An 18,690-nucleotide genomic window follows, 5' to 3' on the forward strand; every position below is an offset into this window, starting at 1 on the left:
CCGCGGGTACGGCGTGTCGTGGGTACGGCCGCCGGCCCGGCTACGCGTCCCCGGGGAGCAGGTGCTGGGAGAGTTCGCGGAAGCTCCACCGGCCGTGTCTGCGGGTGAAGATCCACACCAGGTCGTAGCGGTCGGGCCAGGCGGCGGGGACGCCGAGCACCTGGTCGGCTCCGATGGCCCGGATCAGCCGGGGCATGCCGGTGTGCTCCCAGCAGACGAGGACGGGCATCGCGGCGGCCAGCGCGGCGCGCGCCAGGGCCGTTTCGGCGCCGACCGCGAACTCGGCGCGCACAGGGGTCTTCAGGGAGGTGGCCAGCGCCTGCACCGTCTGCCGGCAGCGGCCGGGGGCCCCGGCCGGTCCGCCGGCCGCGAAGACGACGGCGGGGCGCGGCAGTGAGGAGCCGCCCGGCGGCAGGAAGAGGCGGTGGAGTTCCCCGGCCCGCCGCCGGCCGCGGCCCGCGAGGGATCCGGGGTCCTCGTTGCCCTGCGCGTCCTCGCCGGTGTCTCCGGCGTACGGCTTCTCCGCATGTCGGATGAGCAGGAGCAGGGCGTCCTTCGGCGTGCCGGACGGGCCGGGGGCGGGGGTGGGGTGGCCCTGCGCCGAGCAGCCGGCCGCGGCGAGCGGGGCGAGGGCGGCGGCGGCCAGTACGGTTCGGCGGCGTGGCCCGGACCCGGCGGGGGCGTGTGGCATGGGGCCCACTGTCTCCCATGGGCCGGATCCGGCCGGGGCGCGGCGCGGCGTACGGTCGCACGAGCGCCCGGTCGGCCGATCACCGGGGCGGCCGGGGCGGATGGATGGGCCGACGCGGCGAGGGGGGCGGCGCGACGAGGGCGGGCGGCTCGGCCTGGTCCGGATCGGCCTCGTCAACCGGTCAGCCGGTCAGCCGGTCGGATCGGGGTGCTCGTAGGGGGAGGGCACCGGGAAGTAGGCCTCCAGGAAGGCGGCGAGGGCGCGTTGCTGCTCTTGGGGGCTGAGGTCGGCCCCGGCGTCGTCGTCGGCGAGGCAGAAGGCGTCGGCCCGGCGTTCGGCGGCCAGGTCCCGGAGCCGTTCGAGGGCGTCGGCCCGGCTGGTGCTGACGTAGGCGTGGCGGAGTTCGCCCTCCACGGCCCGGCCGTCGGCGAGGGCCAGGTGGGCGGCGAGCGTGACCGGGGCGAGGTCGGCGGCGCTGCGGAAGACGGAGCGGCTGGTGGCGCCGAGCCGGCCGGGCAGTCGTTCCTCGACGTGGGCGAAGAGGGAGCGGCTGAGGGCGTAGGGGGTGTGGGCCAGGATGTGCGGGTAGGTGCGGCCGACGGCCTGTTCCACGGCCTGCCGGGTGGCCTTCTGGGAGGCGGTGAAGACGTCGTCTTCGGCGCAGGGGGCGCTGGGGGCCACGGCCCGCCAGTCGTGGAACACCTTGGGCAGGCCCGAGGCGAGGAAGTACTGCTGCGGGCGCTGGGGGCGACCGAGGAAGATGTCGTCGTTGAAGTACAGGAAGTGCTCGGCGAGGCCGGGGATGCGGTGCAGCTGGCTCTCGATGGCGTGGGAGTTGAAGACCGGGAGGGCGGCGGGGTCGGCGAACAGCTCGTGGTGGTCCACGACGGTGAGCCGGGGGTGGCCGGTGACGAGCCACGGCGGGGTCTGGTCGTCGGTGACGAGGAAGACGTGCCGGATCCACGGGGCGTGGGCGGCGATGGAGCGCAGGCAGTAGCGGAGCTCGCCCCGGTCCCGGTAGCGGTTGTCGGCGTGGTCGACGACGGCCCCGGTGGCGGATCCGGCGGACGCGGCCCGGTCGCGGCGGCGGCGCCAGGCGGGGTCCGCGGCGTCCACCCAGGTGATCACGGCGTCGACGGGGAAGTCGATGTCGTCGGGGAAGCGGCCCGCGAAGGCGTCGACGACGGGCAGGTCGCGGTCGCCGACGCGGGTGGTGGCGGTGGCTTCGAGGGAGGGCACCCACCAGCCGTACGGGGTTTCGCGCAGGCCGGCCATGGCGCCGGTGCCGGATCCTGGGGCTTCCCAGAACTCCAGTTCGCACCCGGTGTCGGGGCCGTAATTCAGGGTACGGCCGGAGGTGGTGACGGGCTGGTGGAGCCGCAGGCCCTTGACCCTAGGCGGGGCGGCTTCCGCGCCGCGGGCGTACGCGGCCTCGGCCTCGGCGGCTTCGACCGCGTCGGGAAGGGTCTCGGCGAGCACCTCCCCCAGGTCACCGCCGCCGGCTCCGCGACCGTCCCCGTCTCCGTCCCCGTCCGCGTCCCCAAGTCCGCCTCCGCCTCCGTCTCCGCCTCCGAGGAGGCGGGCGTAGACCGGGAGGCCGGCGAAGGCGACGGCGCAGGCCTTCAGTGCGGCCGCGCGGTCCTCCGGGGCGATCGCCACCCGGTGGGTGAGACCGCCGTCGGGCACCAGCCCGTAGGGGACGGCGGCGGCTTCGAGGGCCTCGGCCACCGCCAGCAGGTTGGCGTCCCTGGCATCGGCGGGCAGCATGTCGTCGCGTACCCGCGCGATCCGGCCCCGGTGGCGGACCAGGCCGGGCAGCCGCTCCAGCAGCTCGTCCTCGCGCGAGCGGCGGGTCGCCGCCGGCCCGCCCTCCCCGTGCGGCCCGCCTTGGCCCCGCGGGGCGGCCTCGATGCGCTCGCGCCGGGCGGCGCCCGGTTGCCCCGGCACACCGCCCGGCTTGCGCAGCGTCTGTACGATTCGGCGCAGGCCGAAGGGGAGGGGAAGACGGGACATGCCCTGCATGGACGACCTCGCGTGACGGCGCCGGCGTGCGGCACCCGAGGTTGCGGACCTCACCTGGTGCGAAGGGAGGGTGGTGTCCGGCGGGCAGGGGCGGATGCCTCGTTCACCCCCCACCTTTCCTTTGGTTCATTTTTCACGCAAGGGCCCGGGAGCCGCCGTTCGACTCTCACAGGCACTTCTCAGCTTCCGGCCCCGTGCTTGCGGACCGCGCGCAGCCACTCCTTGTTCATGGCGGCGATGGACGGCAGCGGGATGCCCTTCGGGCAGGCCGTGGCGCATTCGCCGGTCAGGGTGCAGCCGCCGAAGCCCTCGCCGTCCATCGTGGCCACCATGTCGAGCACGCGGGTCTCCCGCTCGGGCGAGCCCTGCGGCAGCACGTTCAGGTGGTTGATCTTGGCGGAGGTGAAGAGCATCGCGGAACCGTTGGGGCAGGCGGCCACGCATGCCCCGCAGCCGATGCACTCGGCGTGTTCGAAGGCGTGGTCGGCGTCCGCCTTGGGCACGGCGGTGGCGTGCGCCTCGGGGGCCGAGCCGGTCGGAGCGGTGATGTAACCGCCGGCCTGGATGATCCGGTCGAAGGCGCTGCGGTCCACGACGAGGTCCTTGACCACCGGGAAGGCGGAGGCGCGCCACGGCTCGACGTCGATGGTGTCGCCGTCGGCGAAGGAACGCATGTGGAGCTGGCAGGTGGTGGTGCGCTCCGGGCCGTGGGCGTCGCCGTTGATCACCAGGCTGCAGGCGCCGCAGATGCCCTCGCGGCAGTCGTGGTCGAAGGCGACGGGGTCCTCGCCGCGCAGGAGGAGGTCCTCGTTGAGGGTGTCGAGCATCTCCAGGAAGGACATGTCCTTCGAGATGCCGTCGACCTCGTAGGAGGTCATGGCGCCGGGGGCGTCGGCGTTCTGCTGGCGCCAGACGCGCAGGGTGAGCTTCATGCGTAGCTCCGCTGGGTGGGGTGGACGTACTCGAAGACGAGGTCTTCCTTGTGCAGGACGGGGGCGGCGCCGGTGCCCTGGTACTCCCAGGCGGCGGCGTAGCCGAACTCCTCGTCGCGGCGGGCGGCCTCGCCGTCCGGGGTCTGGGACTCCTCGCGGAAGTGGCCGCCGCAGGACTCGGCGCGGTGGAGGGCGTCGAGGCACATCAGCTCGGCGAGTTCCAGGTAGTCGACGACGCGGTTGGCCTTCTCCAGGGACTGGTTGAACGCCTCGCCGCTGCCCGGCACCTTGATCCGCCGCCAGAACTCCTCGCGGATCTGCGGGATCCGGTCGAGGGCCTTGCGCAGGCCGGCGTCGGTGCGGGACATGCCGCAGTACTCCCACATGAGCTCACCGATCTCGCGGTGGAAGGAGTCGGGGGTGCGGTCGCCGTCGACGGCGAGCAGCTTCGCGAGGCAGTCGCGGGTCTCGCGGACGGCGGCCGCGGCCTCGGGGTGGCTGTCGTCGACCTCGTCCCGGTGCGGGTGGCGGGCCAGGTAGTCGTTGATGGTGGAGGGGAGCACGAAGTAGCCGTCGCCGAGGCCCTGCATGAGGGCGGAGGCGCCGAGGCGGTTGGCTCCGTGGTCGGAGAAGTTGGCCTCGCCGATCGCGAAGAGGCCCGGGATGGTGGTCTGGAGGTCGTAGTCGACCCACAGGCCGCCCATCGTGTAGTGCACGGCGGGGTAGATCCGCATGGGGACCTCGTACGGGTCCTCCGCGGTGATCCGCTCGTACATCTCGAAGAGGTTGCCGTACTTCTCGGCGACCTTGTCCCGGCCCATGCGGCGGATGGCGTCGGCGAAGTCGAGGTACACGCCCTGGCCGCCGGGGCCGACGCCGCGGCCCTCGTCGCAGACGTTCTTGGCGGCGCGGGAGGCGATGTCGCGGGGCACGAGGTTGCCGAAGGAGGGGTAGATCCGCTCCAGGTAGTAGTCGCGCTCCTCCTCGGGGATCTCGGCGGCGGGGCGGGTGTCGCCCTTGGCCTTGGGGACCCAGATGCGACCGTCGTTGCGCAGGGACTCGCTCATCAGGGTGAGCTTGGACTGGTGGTCGCCGGTGCGCGGGATGCAAGTGGGGTGGATCTGGGTGAAGCAGGGGTTGGCGAAGTAGGCGCCGCGCCGGTGCGCCCGCCAGATGGCGGTCGCGTTGGAGTTCATGGCGTTGGTGGAGAGGTAGAAGACGTTGCCGTAGCCGCCGGTCGCCAGGACCACCGCGTCGGCGTAGTACGTGCTGATCCTGCCGGTGATCAGGTCGCGGGCGACGATGCCGCGGGCGACTCCGTCGACGGTGATCAGGTCGAGCATCTCCGTGCGGGCGTGCATCTCCACGTTGCCGGCGGCGATCTGCCGCGAGAGCGCCTGGTAGGCGCCGAGCAGGAGCTGCTGGCCCGTCTGGCCGCGGGCGTAGAAGGTGCGGGAGACCTGGACGCCGCCGAAGGAGCGGGTGTCGAGGAGGCCGCCGTACTCGCGGGCGAAGGGGACACCCTGGGCCACGCACTGGTCGATGATCTCGACGGAGATCTGGGCGAGGCGGTGGACGTTGGACTCGCGGGCCCGGAAGTCGCCGCCCTTGACGGTGTCGTAGAAGAGGCGGTGGACGGAGTCTCCGTCGTTGCGGTAGTTCTTGGCGGCGTTGATGCCGCCCTGGGCGGCGATGGAGTGGGCACGGCGCGGTGAGTCGCTGTAGCAGAACTGGACCACGTGGTAGCCCTGCTCGGCGAGGGTCGCGCCGGCGGCACCGCCCGCCAGGCCGGTGCCGACGACGATCACGGTGTGCTTGCGGCGGTTGGCCGGGTTGACCAGCTTGGCCTCGAAGCGGCGGCGGTCCCAGCGCTCGGCGATGGGGCCGGCGGGGGCCTTGGTGTCGGCGAGGGGTTCGCCGGTGGTGTAGCGGGCGTAGTCGTTGCTCATGGTCAGCTCACCACTCCGGTCATGACGGCGACGGGCACGGAGACGAAGCCCGCGAAGAGGACGAGGGCCAGGGCGTTGGCGAGGAACTTCAGGGCCCGGTCGCGGCGGGCGTTGCCCGCGCCGAGGGTCTGGGCGGCGCTCCAGAAGCCGTGCCGGACGTGCAGGCCGAGGGCGGCCATGGCGATGAGGTAGATCGTGTTGCCGTACCAGGTGGAGAAGGTGGCGAGGACGTTCTGGTACGGGTGGCCGGCCCATGCGCGCTCGTTGACGGTGAGCGTGGTGAGATCGAGCAGGTGCCAGACGATGAACAGCGCGAGGATGATGCCGCCCCAGCGCATGGTGCGGGTGGCGTAGCCGGCGCGGCGGCGCTTGTGGGCGTACTTCACGGGCCGCGCCTTGATGTCCCGCCGGCTGAGCTGGTACGCGGACACGCCGTGGGCGAGCACGGAGGCCAGCAGGACGACGCGGGCCGCCCACAGGCCCCAGTGGCTGTGCAGGAACGGTTCACCCATGTGCCGGAGCCAGTGCGCGTACGCGTTGAACTCCTCGGGCCCGAAGAAGATCTTGAGGTTGCCCATCATGTGGACGACCAGGTACCCGAGCATGATCAACCCGGAGACCGCCATGACGGCCTTCTTGCCGACGGTGGAGTCCCAGAGCATGCGCGGGGTGGACGGCCGTCGGCCCGTCCGGGTTGCCAGAGCCATGTTGTCGACGGTAAGGACCAGGGCGCCGAGAGGTCCAAGACATGATGGTGCTGATCTCGATAGGGTTTCCCTATTCAGCGGCGTATGCTGGGGAGATGCAGTTCCAGCAGCTCCTCTATTTCGTGGCGGTCGCCGAGACCCGCCACTTCACCCGGGCAGCGGAGCGGGTGCACGTGGCCCAGCCCTCGCTCTCCCAGCAGATCAAGGCGCTCGAACGGGAGCTGGGGGCCGAGCTGTTCAGCCGGGCGCGGGGGAACATCACGCTCACGGATGCGGGTGAGGCGCTGCTGCCCCTGGCCCGGCGGATCCTGGCGGACGCGGACACCGCGCGGCTGGAGGTGCAGGAGCTGGCGCAGCTGCGGCGCGGGCGGATCCGGCTGGGGGCCACGCCGAGCGTGTGCACGGGCCTGCTGCCCGATGTGCTGCGGGCCTTCCACACCGCGCATCCGGGGATCGAGCTGCTGATCGAGGAGAGCGGTTCGCTGGACCTCGTACGGGAGCTCGCGCGCGGGGCCCTGGACCTGGCGTTGATCGCCCTCCCGCTGCCGCCCTCGGCTCCGGCGCTGACCACGGTGGAGCTGCTGACGGAGGACCTGGTGGTGGTGTCCTCGGCGCAGCTGCCGCCCCCGGCGGGCGGCGGGCCGCTCACCGTGTCGGCGCTGCGGGATGAGCCGATGGTGATGTTCCGCCACGGCTACGACCTGCGGGACCTGACGATGGCCGCCTGCCGGGCGGAGGGTTTCGAGCCGGTGTTCACGGTGGAGGGCGGGGAGATGGACGCCGTCCTGGGCTTCGTCCGGGCGGGGCTGGGGGTGGCGGTGGTCCCGGCGATGGTCGTCGAACACGCGGGGCCGGGCCTGCGCGCGACGCCCCTGGCGGGCTCCCCCTTGCGCCGCACGATCGCCCTGGCCCACCGCACGGACGTAGCCCCTCCCCGCGCGGCCCGCGAACTGCGCCGCATGCTCCTGGACTGACGCACAGCGGCGCGGGCGCGCGCCGCGGGGGCCGCCGGGGCGGCTGGGCGGCTGGGCGGCTTGGCCGCATCGCCGCCTGGGCCGCCTGGGCCGCCTGGGCCGCCTGGGCCGCCTGGGCCGCGAGCGAGCTTCGGCCGCCTCGGCCGCGCTGCCCGGCCAGTCCGACGGTGCACCCTCCCGGGCCGGGTCCGCCAGAGCCACACCGCCCGGCCGATCCCCCGGCGCGCCTGGCCGCCTGGACCGCGGGGCAGCTTCGGCCTCGGTGCCCGGCCAGTGGCCGGTGCCCCCTGTCGGGCCAGGATCGCCAGCACCACACTGCCCGGCCGATCCCCCTGGTGCGCCTGGCCGCCGGGGTCACGGGGCAGCTTCGCCCGCGGTGCCCGGCCAGAATGGCCGGTGCACCCTGTCGGGCCGGTCCTGCCCGGCAATCTCCCTGGTGCGCCTGGGCACATGGGTCGCCTGGGCAGTTGGGGGCTTTGGCCACGTTGCCCGACCGGTCCGCGGGTTACGTCGGCCGCCTCGGCGCGCCTGGTCCGGCTGGCGCGCACTTCCCAGCCCATCCGGAGGGTCCGCAAGGCCACGCTGCCCGGCCCCGGTGCGCCTGCGCCGCCTCAGACACCCCGATCAATCCGGCCACGCCGTCCGACCGTGGGCCCTGTCGCCTGAGCCGCACCATCCGACCGGTCCGGCCGGTGCGGTAGGTCCGCCACCGCCACCGGGGGGCACGCCGCCCGACCGGTCCGCAGGCGCGCCCTGTCCGGGCGGTCGCCAGAGCCACGCTGGCAGGCCGGTCCGCAGGGTCCGCCGGCCAACTGCCCGTCCGCGCGCCCTGGTCCGCCACGGGGGCCCCGGAGCACACTGTCTGGCAGATACGCCTGGCACGCCTGCGTCGGCTGGGCCGTGGGGGCACGCTGCCCGGCCCGTGCGCCGGATCCGCTACCCACACCCGGACCACGTCGTCCGGCACGTGCGCCTGGTCCGGGCGGCTCGGGCGGTCATCCGGGGCATCTGGCCGCTCGGCCCACATGGCCTACCGGGAGAGCCGGCCTACCCAGTCCGCCCGGACCGCGGGTCCGCCCCGGGCCCAGCCGCGCAGCCGACCCACCGACCCAGCCGGGACACCCACCCGGCCCGGCCGGGGCCGTCGGCGGGTGTCGTCAGGCCTTGCGTGCCGGTAGGGCGTGGTCGAGGCCGTCGGCGAGCATTCCGAAGGCTCGGTCCGCGTCGGCGACGGCGGCCGGGTGGGCTTCGTCGGCGGTCAGGCCGGCTTCGATGCGGCGCCAGTTCTCCCGGCCCAGCTCGTGACGGACCGCCACCAGGTGCATGGCCGCGAGGCGGGCCGCGAGAGGCTCCACCGACTCCTCTTCGAGCACCGCCGCGAGCAGCTCCACCTCCCGGGCGGTGTAGTGGGCGAGCCGTGTTTCCAGGCTCGCCGTGGAGTACACCAGCCGCACGAACGCGATGACGTCCGGATGGTCGCAGAGCCCGGTGATCGGATCCCGCTCGACCAGCGCCGTCAGGAAGTGCGCGCGCACGGCGCCCAGGGGCGTCTGTCCGGCGGCGCGTTGGCGGACGATGCGCGCCACCTCGTCCTGGTGGTCGGCGAAGCGGTCGAGGACCAGGTCCTCCTTGCTCGGGAAGTAGCGGAAGAGGGTGGGTTTGGAGACCTCGGCCGCCGCCGCGACGTCCGCGACGGACACCGCATCGAAGCCCCGCTCCAGGAAGAGCTCCAGCGCGGTGGCCGCCAGCTGGCGGCGCGTGCGGAGCTTCTTGTTCTCGCGCAGACCGGTCACGTTCTCCATGGCCGCAAGCGTACCACGAACGAGTGACCGGGTCATTTTCTTAACCGGGTTGCTTTTTCTCTCCGCAACCGCTTTCCTTGAGACATCGACGAGGAGAGGACATCCGATGACCGACGTACTGATCGCGGGCTCCGGCCCCACGGGACTGACCCTGGCGTGCACCCTCGCCCTGCGGGGGGCGGCCGTGCGCGTCATCGACCGGCGGGCCGCCCCGCACCGCGAGTCCCGGGGCAAGGGGCTCCGGCCCGGCAGCCTTGAGGTCTTCGAAGAGCTCGGCGTGGCCGGTCCCCTGACGGCCATCGGCAACAGCGGCGTGGTCCTGCGCAAATACTTCGACGGAGCACACGTCACCGACACTCCCGTGGCCGACGCCCTGCTGATAGGGCAGTGGCAGATCGAGGAGGCGCTGCGCGAGCGGCTCGCCGCCCTGGGCGTACGGGTCGAGTACGGGGCCGAGCTGACCGGAATCACCCAGGACGCGGCGGGGATTCGCGCGGAGCTGGCGGACGGCAGTGTGATCGGAGCCGGCTATCTCGCCGGGTGCGACGGCGGCCACAGCACCACGCGGAAGCTCCTCGGCATTCCCTTCGAGGGGAGCGGGGAGGAGGAGCCCGCCATGGTCCTCGGAGATGTCAGGGCTCCCGGGCTCAGCCGGGACTTCTGGCACCAGTGGTTCACGTCGGAAGGCGGCGGGATACTGCTCTGCCCGATGCCGGGGACGGACACCTTCCAGCTCCAGGCGTCGCCCGAGCAGGGCGAGCGGGGCGAGCTGCTGCCGCCTTCGCTGGAGAGCTTCCAACGGCTCTTCGACCGGTATGCCCGGATGCCGGGCATCCGGCTGGCGGATCCCACCTGGCTCTCCGCCTGGCGGGTCAACGTCCGCATGGCCACCCGGATACGCGAGGGCCGGGTCTTCCTCGCGGGGGACGCCGCGCACGTCCACCCGATAGCCGGCGGGCTGGGCATGAACACCGGCATCCAGGACGCGGCGGCGCTGGGCCGGACGCTGGCCGCCGCCCTCGCCGGGGGCGCCGGGGAGGAAGGGCTCGACGCATACCAGGCGGAGCGGCTGCCGGTGGCCGCCGAGGTACTGGCCGACACGGCGCGGCGGTACGAGCGGGTCGTGGCGGCCGTCCGGACGCCGGGCGTGGGGACGGAGGCCGGGCTGGACTGACGGGCGCCCGCCGCCGGGCCGCCCCGGGCTCCCGGTCGGGCCCCGATCGGATCCGGCCGTGCGGCGGGGCGGGTCGGCTGGAAGGACGTCAGGAAGGAGTGGGTACGGCGTCCGAGAGGGAGAGCGTGTGGATGCGGTCGGGGGCTCCCGGGCGGGCGTAGTACCAGCCCTGGGCGGTGTCGCAGCCGAGGTCGCGCAGCTGTGCAGCCTGGGCGCCGGTCTCCACGCCCTCGACGGTGACGGCGAGTTCGAGGCTGTGCGCCAGGGCAACGATGCCCTCGACGATCTTGACGTCGACGGGGTTGGCGGGCTGCTGCTGCATCCCCTTGGTGAAGGAGCGGTCCAGTTTCAGCACGCTGACGGGCAGGCGTCGCAGGTTCGCCAGGTTCGAATAGCCCGTGCCGAAGTCGTCGAGGGCGATGTCCACACCCAGGGCGGCGAGTCGGCGCAGCGGTTCCAGGAGTTCGTCGTCGGCGCCGATCAGGGCCGACTCGGTGACCTCCAGGCACAGCGCGCCCGGGGCGAGGCCGGAGTTCTCCAGGACCGCCACCGTGTCGGCGACCAGGCCGGGGTGGTGCAGCTGGGTCGGCGAGAGGTTGACGTTGATCCGCAGGGAGGAGCCGCCGTGCTCGCGCTGCCAGGTGCGGGCCTGGCGGACCGACTCCTCCAGGACCCAGCGGCCGAGCGGCACGATCAGCCCGGTCCGCTCGGCGAGCGGGATGAAGCGGTCCGGGCCGAGGACCCCGTACTGCGGGTGCGACCAGCGCACCAGTGCCTCGGCGCCGTGGATGCTGCCGTCGTGCATGTGGACCAGCGGCTGGTACTCGATGAAGAACTCGCCGCGTTCCAGAGCCGCCGGGAGGGCGTTGGTCAGGCCGTGGCGGGTGATGGCACGGGCGTCGGCCTCGGCGTCGGCGAACTCGAAGCGGTTGCCGCCGGCCGCCTTGGCCCGGTACATGGTGATGTCGGCGCTGCGCAGCACCTCCGCCGCGGTGCGCTCACCGGCCGGGCCCTCGACGATGCCGATGCTGCCGCGCACCGACAGTTCGCGGCCCTCGATCCGGATCGGCGCGGACAGGGCGGACAGGATGCGCACGGCGAGTTCGGTCACCTTCTCCTCGGTGTCGGAGCCGGTGGTCAGCGCCACGAACTCGTCGCCGCCGAGCCGGGCGACCACCTCGCCGGGGCCGGTCGCGCAGCTCTGCAGCCGGTCGGCGACCTCGACCAGCAGGCGGTCGCCGGCGGAGTGGCCGAGGCTGTCGTTGACCGCCTTGAAGCCGTCCAGGTCCAGGTAGCACAGGCCGAAGCGGCCGGCTGCGCCGGGCAGGCCGGAGCCGCCGAGGGCCTTCTCCAGGCGCTCGAAGAAGAGCGTCCGGTTCGGCAGGCCGGTCAGTGCGTCGTGGGTCGCCTCGTAGCGCAGGCGCAGGTTCAACAGCCGGCGCTCGGTGGTGTCCTCCATCAGGGCCAGCTGGTACTGCGGTACGCCGTCGGCGTCGCGCAGCAGCGACACCGTCAGGTTGGTCCACAGCACGGTCCCGTCGTGCCGGTAGTACGGCTTCTCGACGCGGTAGCTCTCGCGCTCCCCGCGCACGAGCTCGCCGTACATGCGCCAGACGTGCGGGGTGTCGTCGGGGTGTCCCCACTCGCTGACGTTGCGGCCCCGGACGTGCCCGTCCATGCCGCCGAACATCCGCAGCAGCGCCTCGTTGACCTCCAGGACGTTGCCCTCCAGGTCGGCGATGCCGATGCCGATCGCCGCGCCTTCGAAGACGGCCCGGAAGCGCTCCTCGCTGGCGTGCAGGGCCTGCTGGGCGTCGATGCGGGCGGTCAGCGCGGAGCGGGCGATGGCCTCCTGCTCCTTGAGGGTGCGCTCGCGCAGGGCGCGGGCGAAGCCCGCCGCGATGCCGTGCTGGAGCCGCGCGCACCGGGCCCGGTACTCCTCTGCACCGTCCGCGCCGGAGCCGTCGGGCCCGCAGTAGAGCACGAGGTAGGACTCGATCACGCCGAGCGTGCCGGCCAGCGCCTCCGGGTCGGTGCAGTGCACGGCGACGAGTTCGGCCCCCACGCGCTGGGCGGCGCTCGCGTCGAAGGGCCGGGCGTGCAGGGCCTCGACGAGCGTCCGGGTGAGCGGCACGAGGTGCTGCTCGAACTCGACCCGGGTCAGCGAGGTCGCCGTGACGGGGAAGATCGCGCGTCCCCAGATCGTCGCGAACCGGGCGATCCGGTCCTCCAGACCGCTCTGCAGCGCGCCGGGGCCCGTCGGCGTCGCCGACGGGCCGGTGGGCGGCGCGGGGGTCCGTCCGCCCTGCGCGGGCACCGCGTTCTTCGGGGTCGGTGTGCCGGCAGGCACCGCGGCCGGGGATCTCACGCCTTGCGTCCCACTCCGCCGAAGCCGGAGAACGCGTACGGGTCCTCCGGCGCCTCACCGTCCTGCGGTTCCTCGCTGCCGTCCGGGCGCCAGTTCGGCATCGACACGACGCCCGGCTCGATCAGCTCGAAACCGTCGAAGAAGCGGGCGATCTGCTCGCGGCTGCGCATCACCAGCGGGTTGCGGATGTCCCGGTAGACGCCCACGGTGCCGGCCGCGACCTCCTCGGAGAGCGGGATGCCCTCGTACGAGGCGTGCGTCAGGACCAGCAGGCTGCCGGGGGCCAGCGCGTCGCGCAGCTCGGCGACGGCGGCGTACGGGTCGTCCGCGTCCTCCAGGAAGTGCAGGACGGCGACGAGCAGCAGGGCGACCGGCCGCTCCAGGTCCAGGAGCCGGGTCGCCTCGGGGGCGGCCAGGATGTCCCTGGGCTTGCGCAGGTCGGCGGCGACGACGCCGGCGTGGTCGTTGCCCGCCAGGACGGCCTGGCTGTGGGCGACGGCCACCGGGTCGTGGTCGACGTACACGACGCGTGCTTCGGGGCTGGCCGCCTGGGCGATCTCGTGGACGTTGCCGAAGGTCGGGATGCCGGAGCCGATGTCCAGGAACTGGGTGACGCCCTGCGCGACGGCGTAGCGGACGGCGCGGCGCATGAAGGCCCGGTTCGCCTGCATGACCTTGGGCAGGCCCGGCATGAACTCCATGGCGCGGCGGGCGGCCTGTCGGTCGACCTCGAAGTTGTGGGAGCCGCCCAGGTAGTAGTCATAGATGCGGGACACGCTCGGCACCGATATGTCGATACCTGGCGGGGCCCAGGCGGGGCGCTCCATCGCGGTCTCCAAGCCGTAGTCCTGCGCGTCTTTCCGGGGTCGGACGCCTGTCCGAGCCGAATGTACTGATCATTGGCCAACGGAGCGAGCAAAAGCGGAAATTGGTGATCCGTTCTTCATCACAGACCCAAGGCCTCCAGAGCCCCGTACGTACCGGTTGACCGGGGCTGACGGATCATGTTCGGGAATGATCGAATGGGCGATAGGACGGCTTCCGTTTATGGCTCAAACCTCTACGGTCCACACGCCACCCGTTCAGGCGAACCACGGCCGACCGCCGCGTGCGCGGGCGCGGGCGAGCCCATGCTCCCGGGGTGAACAGTGCCCGTACCAGGCGCCTACTGGTCGTCCCGGTCCTGGTGTGGGCGGCGTGGTCCGCCGCCCCGGCCGTGGCCGATAGCTGCGCCTACGCGACGATCGAAACCGGCGGTTCCGCGGGCGTCGGCAGCCTGGTCGCGGTCGCCGCCGCCGGCGGGTCAGGCGACGGCCGGGGTGGCGGACATCACGGCGGAGGACACGGCCGCGGTGACGGCCACGGCGACGGGCGGGGCCGCGGCGGCCATCACGACGGGGGCGGCCACGGCGGCCACCACTGCCCGCCGCCGCCTCCCCCGCCGTGCCCGCCGAAGCCGACCCCCACCCCGACGCCCACCCCGACGCCCCGCCCGACGCCCACCCCGCCGCCCCCGCCGAAGCCGACGCCGCCGCCCGCCCCCCGGCCCACACCGCCACCACCGCCACCACCGGCGGCGAAACCGGCGCCGAAGCCCGAGCCGCCCGCGCCCGCCCCGCCGAAACCGCCGGCGCCCGCCCCGGCGCCCCCGCGCCCGGCCCCGGCACCCACGCCCGCGGTGACCCCGCCGCCCCCGAAGAAGCCGGTGGCCCGGCCCGTGTACCACGCGGCGGCCCGCAAACCGGCGGAGCACCACATCTCACCGGTGACCTTCACCCTGATGACCGCGGCCCCCGCGGTGCTCGCGATCGTCGCGCTGCGCCCGCGCTAGCCCGCCCGTACGAGAACGATTGGGAGTCATCTTGTCGGAATGGCTCGTCCTGACCCTCGCGATGGCCGCGGCCTGCGCCGTCGTGCTGTCCATCGCCTTCTTCAACCACCGCCGGATCCGCGACGACGACGACCCGAACGAAACTCCGGACGTCATCGAGTACATGACCATGATGATCGGGGTGATCTACGCGATCGTGCTGGGCCTGGCGATCGCCGGCGTCTGGGAGGGCCGCGGTGCCGCCCAGGAGTACGTCCGCCAGGAGGCCCAGGCCCTGCACGAGATCAGCGTCCGCTCCGAGGTCTACCCGCCCGAGGTCCGCAAGAAGATCCGGGCCGACGTGGACGCGTACGTCACGCACGTGGTGGACACCGAGTGGAAGGAGATGGCCGACCACGCCCGGCTCACGGACCGCAGCGGGGAACTGCTCGACCGCATCCGCCGGGACGTGACGGACTACGAGCCGCAGACGGACCACGAGGGGCAGGCCTACCAGCCGCTGGTGGACCAGGTGGCTCTGGTCGACGACGCCCGCAACGCCCGCGGCCAGAGCGCCGGGGCGACGATGCCAGGGGTGGTCTGGTTCGGGCTGGTGACCGGAGCCCTGGTGACGGTGGGCCTGATCTTCACCTTGCAGATCCGGCGCTCGTTCCGGGAAATGCTGCTGGCCGGCCTGTTCAGCGCGCTGATCGCGTTCCTGCTGTTCCTGATCTGGGACTTCGATGCACCCTTCGGGCGCGGCATCTCGGCCAGCGCCGAGCCCTTCTTCGCGCAGTTCCCGCACTTGGGGCGGGGCGATTGAAGCGGGCGGCCCGCCAAACCGGTATCGGGGCCGTCTTCCCCGGTTCGGCCCAGCGCCGTGACCCGTTCGCCCGTTCCTGATCGCGGGTCGCGGCGTCCGCCCCTAGCGTGGCGGACATCGAGGCGCACGCGCCCCCACGTGCGGAAACCCTTCCGCGGCCTGCTCCTCGGGGATCCGGAGAATCAACCATGGGTGCGATACGTACCTCCGCCATAGCCCTGCTGAGCGCCGGCGCCACGGGCGCCGTACTCGCGCTCGGTACGGCGGGCACGCCTGCCGCCCTTGCGGCCGAGGCCCAGCCCGTCACGTCTTTCGGCTTTGCCATCACCCCGTCGACCGTGGCCCCGGGCGGCCAGGTGCTGCTCACGGTCAGCGGCTGCGATTCCGCCTACACCACCGTCTCCTCCGGGGTCTTCGACACCGTGAGCATCCAACGCGGCCAGAGCACGCGGGTCACCGTGGACCGCGACGCGCGGCGCGGAGCCGTCTACTCCGTCTCCTTCACCTGCAACGGCGAGACCGGTTCCACCGATCTCACGATCGCCGGCGGGAGCACCGTGCCGACCACCAGTTCCACCTCCACCGCCACCAGGAGCAGTGCCGCCTCGCTGGGCGTGCGCGGCGGACTGGGCGGCAGCGTCGCCGGGATGGATCCCTGGGAGCTGGGTGCGGGTACGGCCCTCTTCCTCGCCGCCGCGGGAGGCACGGCGTACACGCTCCGCCGCCGCCACTCCCGGCGCAGCCACTGAGCCCGTGCGGTCCGATGCGGTTCGAACGACCGCCGACCACCCGATCACCGACCGCCGGTCGCCCCGATTCCTGGCCAGGACTTCGGGGCGACCGGCGGTTTCCGGGCTGGCGACCGGGGAGGTCGGCCAGTCGTCAGGCCCGGCTGCGGACCGGGCGGCGCCGGCGCACCACGTGGACGCCCGCTCCCAGGGCGGCGGAGGCGACGAGTCCCGCCCCGATCGCGGTCTCGGCGGTGGACGGGCCGAACGAGCCGCCGAGACCGCCCTGCGCGCCGTTGCCCGCGAGGATGGTGAAGCGGTGCGTGGCGACCAGGCTGTTGTCGTGGCACTTGACCGACAGCGTGTGGTTGCCGGGCGAGGCGTGATTGAAGATCCGGACGGTCGCGAACCCGATGGACCCGGCCGAGAGGTTCGTCTGGGGAAAGTTGCCGTTCGACCAGACCGTGCCGCCGTGGTTGCAGCCCGCCGCGCTGACCTGCATCGTCGAGCCCTGGTGCACGGAGTACGGATTGACCGTGACATTGCTGGGCCCGTTTCCGTTGCCGCCGCCCGACGGCGGGCCGCCCGCCGGGTTCGCGGAGGCGAACGGGATACTGAGGCCGATGGCGGCGCAGGCCGCCACCGTCACGGTGAGAGCGCGCAGAACACGCATGTGGAACCTCCAGCGGGAGCGCCCCGGAGCGGTCGCCCGGGAAGATCGACGAGAACGCCTCCCATGTCGAACCCTCAGGGCGGCTCGCAACCAGCGCATGTCCGCCTTTGGGCCGCAAGGTTGAGCGACACGCCGAGGCGTGGACGCCCGAGCTGACGGATCCGCAGGTCACGACCCGTCAGGCATTCATGTGACGATTACCTGGATGGCCGCACCCCTTCCGGCCCCACCACCCGTTCGCCCTTCACCGATCGCCGTCTTGCGCGCACGCCCTTAACGTGCGTGAAGAAGGGCGTACCGGGGTGGGACAAGAACGCGGGTCGGGACCCCCGCGTCGGGAAGGGAGAGCCATGACCGAGGACGAGGGTGAGCAGCCACGCAGGAGACGATCCCCCTGGGGCGTGCTCGCGCTGGTCATGCTCACCGGCCTCGCCATGATGCGCAACGGCGCGGAGGTCGACGAGGGGCCGCCCCAGCCGGCCGCGGCGGCCGCGGTCGGGGCTCCCTCCGAGCAGCAGCCGTCGGACGCGTCGGCGGCCGCCCAGCCACAGGCTCCGGTGGAGGTGCTGGAACACTCGTCGGTCCAGCGCATCAAGATCCCGGAGATCAAGGTGGACGCGCCGGTGATGGCGGTGGGTCTGGACGCGCAGGGCTTCATCGACGCCCCGCCGCCCCAGGACCCGAACCTGGCCGGCTGGTACCTCAACGGAATTTCGCCGGGCCAGCGCGGCTCGGCGGTGATCGTGGGCCACGTCGACAACGCGCGGGGTCCGGCGGTCTTCTACGGCCTGGGCTCGCTGCGCAAGGGCAACCACATCGAGGTGGAGCGCTACGACGGGCGCACGGCGGTCTTCGAGGTGTACGGGGTGGAGGTGTTCTCCAAGAACACCTTCCCCGGTTCCCGGGTGTACGGGGACACCGGGCAGCCCGAGCTCCGGGTGATCACCTGCGGCGGCGGCTACTCGAAGGCCCGCGGCTACGACGGCAACGTCGTGGTGTTCGCCCGCATGGTGCAGGCGCGCTGAGGCCGTCCGCGGCCCGCTGACGGGGCCGGCCCGGAGCCGGCCCCGGCCCGCCCTCCACCGGAACCGCCGGGGACACGGCTCCTCAGCGGGGCGGCAGCGGGGGCAGCGTCGTCCGGAAACCGCGGGCGAGCAGCTGGGGCAGGTACGCGTCGAGCGCGCGCACGCTCTGCGAGCGGTTGCCGCCCGCGTCGTGGTTCAGCACGATCACGCCGGGCGCCGCTCCCTTGAGCACGCGGGAGACGATCGCGGTGGTGCCCGGCTCCGTCCAGTCCAGGCTGTCCACGGTCCAGGCGAGCGGCTCCATGCCCAGTTCGGCCCCGATCTCGAACGCCGCCCGGTTCCATGCCCCGTACGGCGCCCGGAACCACAGCGGGGCCTCTCCCACTGTCTCGTGGACGACGTCGCTCGTGCGGGTGATCTCGGAGGCGAGGGCGGGCCGGCTGAGGTTGGGGATGAGCGGGTGGGTCCAGGTGTGGTTGCCGATGACGTGACCTTCGGCGTTCATCCGGCGCAGCAGGTCCCGGTTGTCGGTGGCCATCTCCCCGCAGACGAAGAACATCGCGCGGACGCCGTGGCGCGAGAGGGTGTCGAGGATGGCCGGTGTGTAGCGGGGGTCGGGTCCGTCGTCGAAGGTGAGCACCATGGCGTTCGCCGGGCCGGTGCCGGGCGGCAGGTGCAGGAAGGGCCGGGTGCGCACCGCGGGCTTCGCGGCCTGGGGGCGCAGCGGGGCCTCGGCGGTCATGGGGTCCAGGCGGTACGCCGTCCGGCCGGGGGCCTGGGCACGCAGGGAGCGGACCCCGCCGGGTCCGGCGGCTCCGCCGGGTCCGGGCAGGCCTGCGGCGGGCCCGTTGCCCGGGCCGCCGACCGTGGCGCCGGGTTCGGGGCTGCCGCCCTCACCGCCGGTGAGCAGTCCGGAGGCGGCGGCGACTCCGAGGAAGACGGCGGTACGCAGGAGCGCGCGTCGCCCTACTGTCGGCTCGTCATTTTTCATTATTACTACGTATCAACGACA

The 18,690-nt window shown here is 73.2% G+C and carries 17 protein-coding genes; 6 read left to right on the plus strand and 11 right to left on the minus strand.

Annotated features, from left to right (window positions below; genetic code table 11):
• Nucleotides 1-40: 40 nt before the first annotated feature.
• From AC0666_RS28870 to AC0666_RS28890, 5 genes are all read right to left on the minus strand, one after another.
• Nucleotides 41-691 (minus strand): hypothetical protein, encoded by a 651-nt coding sequence (locus AC0666_RS28870; RefSeq protein ID WP_468969435.1) that lies wholly within the window; start codon nucleotides 689-691, stop codon nucleotides 41-43.
• 189 nt (nucleotides 692-880) lie between these two features.
• Nucleotides 881-2,704 (minus strand): Stealth CR1 domain-containing protein, encoded by a 1,824-nt coding sequence (locus tag AC0666_RS28875; protein ID WP_478708635.1) that lies wholly within the window; start codon nucleotides 2,702-2,704, stop codon nucleotides 881-883.
• A 188-nt stretch (nucleotides 2,705-2,892) separates the two neighbouring features.
• Nucleotides 2,893-3,645 carry a succinate dehydrogenase/fumarate reductase iron-sulfur subunit gene (locus tag AC0666_RS28880; protein ID WP_478708636.1) on the minus strand — a complete coding sequence of 251 codons (753 nt, stop codon included), beginning with the start codon at nucleotides 3,643-3,645 and terminating at the stop codon, nucleotides 2,893-2,895.
• Complete coding sequence (locus AC0666_RS28885) at nucleotides 3,642-5,594, minus strand: fumarate reductase/succinate dehydrogenase flavoprotein subunit (protein ID WP_468580629.1); 1,953 nt, start codon at nucleotides 5,592-5,594, stop codon at nucleotides 3,642-3,644. Before AC0666_RS28885 ends, AC0666_RS28880 begins: the two co-directional genes overlap by 4 nt.
• 2 nt (nucleotides 5,595-5,596) lie before the next feature.
• Nucleotides 5,597-6,301 carry a succinate dehydrogenase cytochrome b subunit gene (locus tag AC0666_RS28890; protein WP_361721261.1) on the minus strand — a complete coding sequence of 235 codons (705 nt, stop codon included), beginning with the start codon at nucleotides 6,299-6,301 and terminating at the stop codon, nucleotides 5,597-5,599.
• 95 nt (nucleotides 6,302-6,396) lie between these two features.
• Between AC0666_RS28890 and AC0666_RS28895 the strand changes: the two genes are divergently transcribed.
• The gene (locus tag AC0666_RS28895; protein ID WP_361721264.1) at nucleotides 6,397-7,275 is read left to right on the plus strand and encodes a LysR family transcriptional regulator; all 879 of its coding nucleotides are present in this window, start codon (nucleotides 6,397-6,399) and stop codon (nucleotides 7,273-7,275) included.
• 1,157 nt (nucleotides 7,276-8,432) lie between these two features.
• Here the strand turns inward: AC0666_RS28895 and AC0666_RS28900 are convergent.
• The gene (locus AC0666_RS28900) at nucleotides 8,433-9,077 is read right to left on the minus strand and encodes a TetR/AcrR family transcriptional regulator (protein WP_468969425.1); all 645 of its coding nucleotides are present in this window, start codon (nucleotides 9,075-9,077) and stop codon (nucleotides 8,433-8,435) included.
• A 106-nt stretch (nucleotides 9,078-9,183) separates the two neighbouring features.
• Here AC0666_RS28900 and AC0666_RS28905 point away from each other — a divergent pair, with 106 nt between their 5' ends.
• Nucleotides 9,184-10,251: an FAD-dependent monooxygenase gene (locus AC0666_RS28905; RefSeq protein ID WP_468969423.1), complete on the plus strand. Its 1,068-nt coding sequence runs from the start codon at nucleotides 9,184-9,186 to the stop codon at nucleotides 10,249-10,251.
• 88 nt (nucleotides 10,252-10,339) lie between these two features.
• Here AC0666_RS28905 and AC0666_RS28910 read toward each other — a convergent pair whose 3' ends face one another.
• The 3 genes from AC0666_RS28910 to AC0666_RS28920 form a co-directional block, all read right to left on the minus strand.
• Nucleotides 10,340-12,496, minus strand: a complete 2,157-nt coding sequence (locus AC0666_RS28910; RefSeq protein ID WP_468581078.1) for a putative bifunctional diguanylate cyclase/phosphodiesterase — start codon at nucleotides 12,494-12,496, stop codon at nucleotides 10,340-10,342.
• Between the two features lie 119 nt (nucleotides 12,497-12,615).
• Entirely contained in the window at nucleotides 12,616-13,446 is an 831-nt protein-coding gene (locus AC0666_RS28915; RefSeq protein ID WP_468969618.1) for an SAM-dependent methyltransferase, read from the minus strand.
• Between the two features lie 562 nt (nucleotides 13,447-14,008).
• Entirely contained in the window at nucleotides 14,009-14,290 is a 282-nt protein-coding gene (locus AC0666_RS28920) for a hypothetical protein (RefSeq protein ID WP_468969420.1), read from the minus strand.
• A gap of 7 nt (nucleotides 14,291-14,297) precedes the next feature.
• Between AC0666_RS28920 and AC0666_RS28925 the strand changes: the two genes are divergently transcribed.
• The 3 genes from AC0666_RS28925 to AC0666_RS28935 all read left to right on the plus strand — a co-directional run bounded on the left by AC0666_RS28925 (nucleotide 14,298) and on the right by AC0666_RS28935 (nucleotide 16,001).
• Nucleotides 14,298-14,450: a hypothetical protein gene (locus tag AC0666_RS28925; RefSeq protein ID WP_361721279.1), complete on the plus strand. Its 153-nt coding sequence runs from the start codon at nucleotides 14,298-14,300 to the stop codon at nucleotides 14,448-14,450.
• A 31-nt stretch (nucleotides 14,451-14,481) separates the two neighbouring features.
• Nucleotides 14,482-15,252, plus strand: coding sequence for a bestrophin-like domain (locus tag AC0666_RS28930; RefSeq protein ID WP_468969415.1), 771 nt, complete (start codon nucleotides 14,482-14,484; stop codon nucleotides 15,250-15,252).
• Nucleotides 15,253-15,440: 188 nt separating this feature from the next.
• Nucleotides 15,441-16,001 (plus strand): hypothetical protein, encoded by a 561-nt coding sequence (locus AC0666_RS28935; protein WP_468969413.1) that lies wholly within the window; start codon nucleotides 15,441-15,443, stop codon nucleotides 15,999-16,001.
• A gap of 133 nt (nucleotides 16,002-16,134) precedes the next feature.
• On the opposite strand, the gene AC0666_RS28940 is transcribed toward AC0666_RS28935, so the two are convergent.
• Nucleotides 16,135-16,653 (minus strand): hypothetical protein, encoded by a 519-nt coding sequence (locus tag AC0666_RS28940; protein ID WP_468580641.1) that lies wholly within the window; start codon nucleotides 16,651-16,653, stop codon nucleotides 16,135-16,137.
• 350 nt (nucleotides 16,654-17,003) lie between these two features.
• Here AC0666_RS28940 and AC0666_RS28945 point away from each other — a divergent pair, with 350 nt between their 5' ends.
• The gene (locus AC0666_RS28945; RefSeq protein WP_361721291.1) at nucleotides 17,004-17,678 is read left to right on the plus strand and encodes a class F sortase; all 675 of its coding nucleotides are present in this window, start codon (nucleotides 17,004-17,006) and stop codon (nucleotides 17,676-17,678) included.
• Nucleotides 17,679-17,760: 82 nt separating this feature from the next.
• On the opposite strand, the gene AC0666_RS28950 is transcribed toward AC0666_RS28945, so the two are convergent.
• Nucleotides 17,761-18,669, minus strand: coding sequence for a polysaccharide deacetylase family protein (locus AC0666_RS28950; RefSeq protein ID WP_478708637.1), 909 nt, complete (start codon nucleotides 18,667-18,669; stop codon nucleotides 17,761-17,763).
• Nucleotides 18,670-18,690 lie beyond the last annotated feature (21 nt).

The organism is Streptomyces sp. NPDC043680, assembly GCF_056436685.1.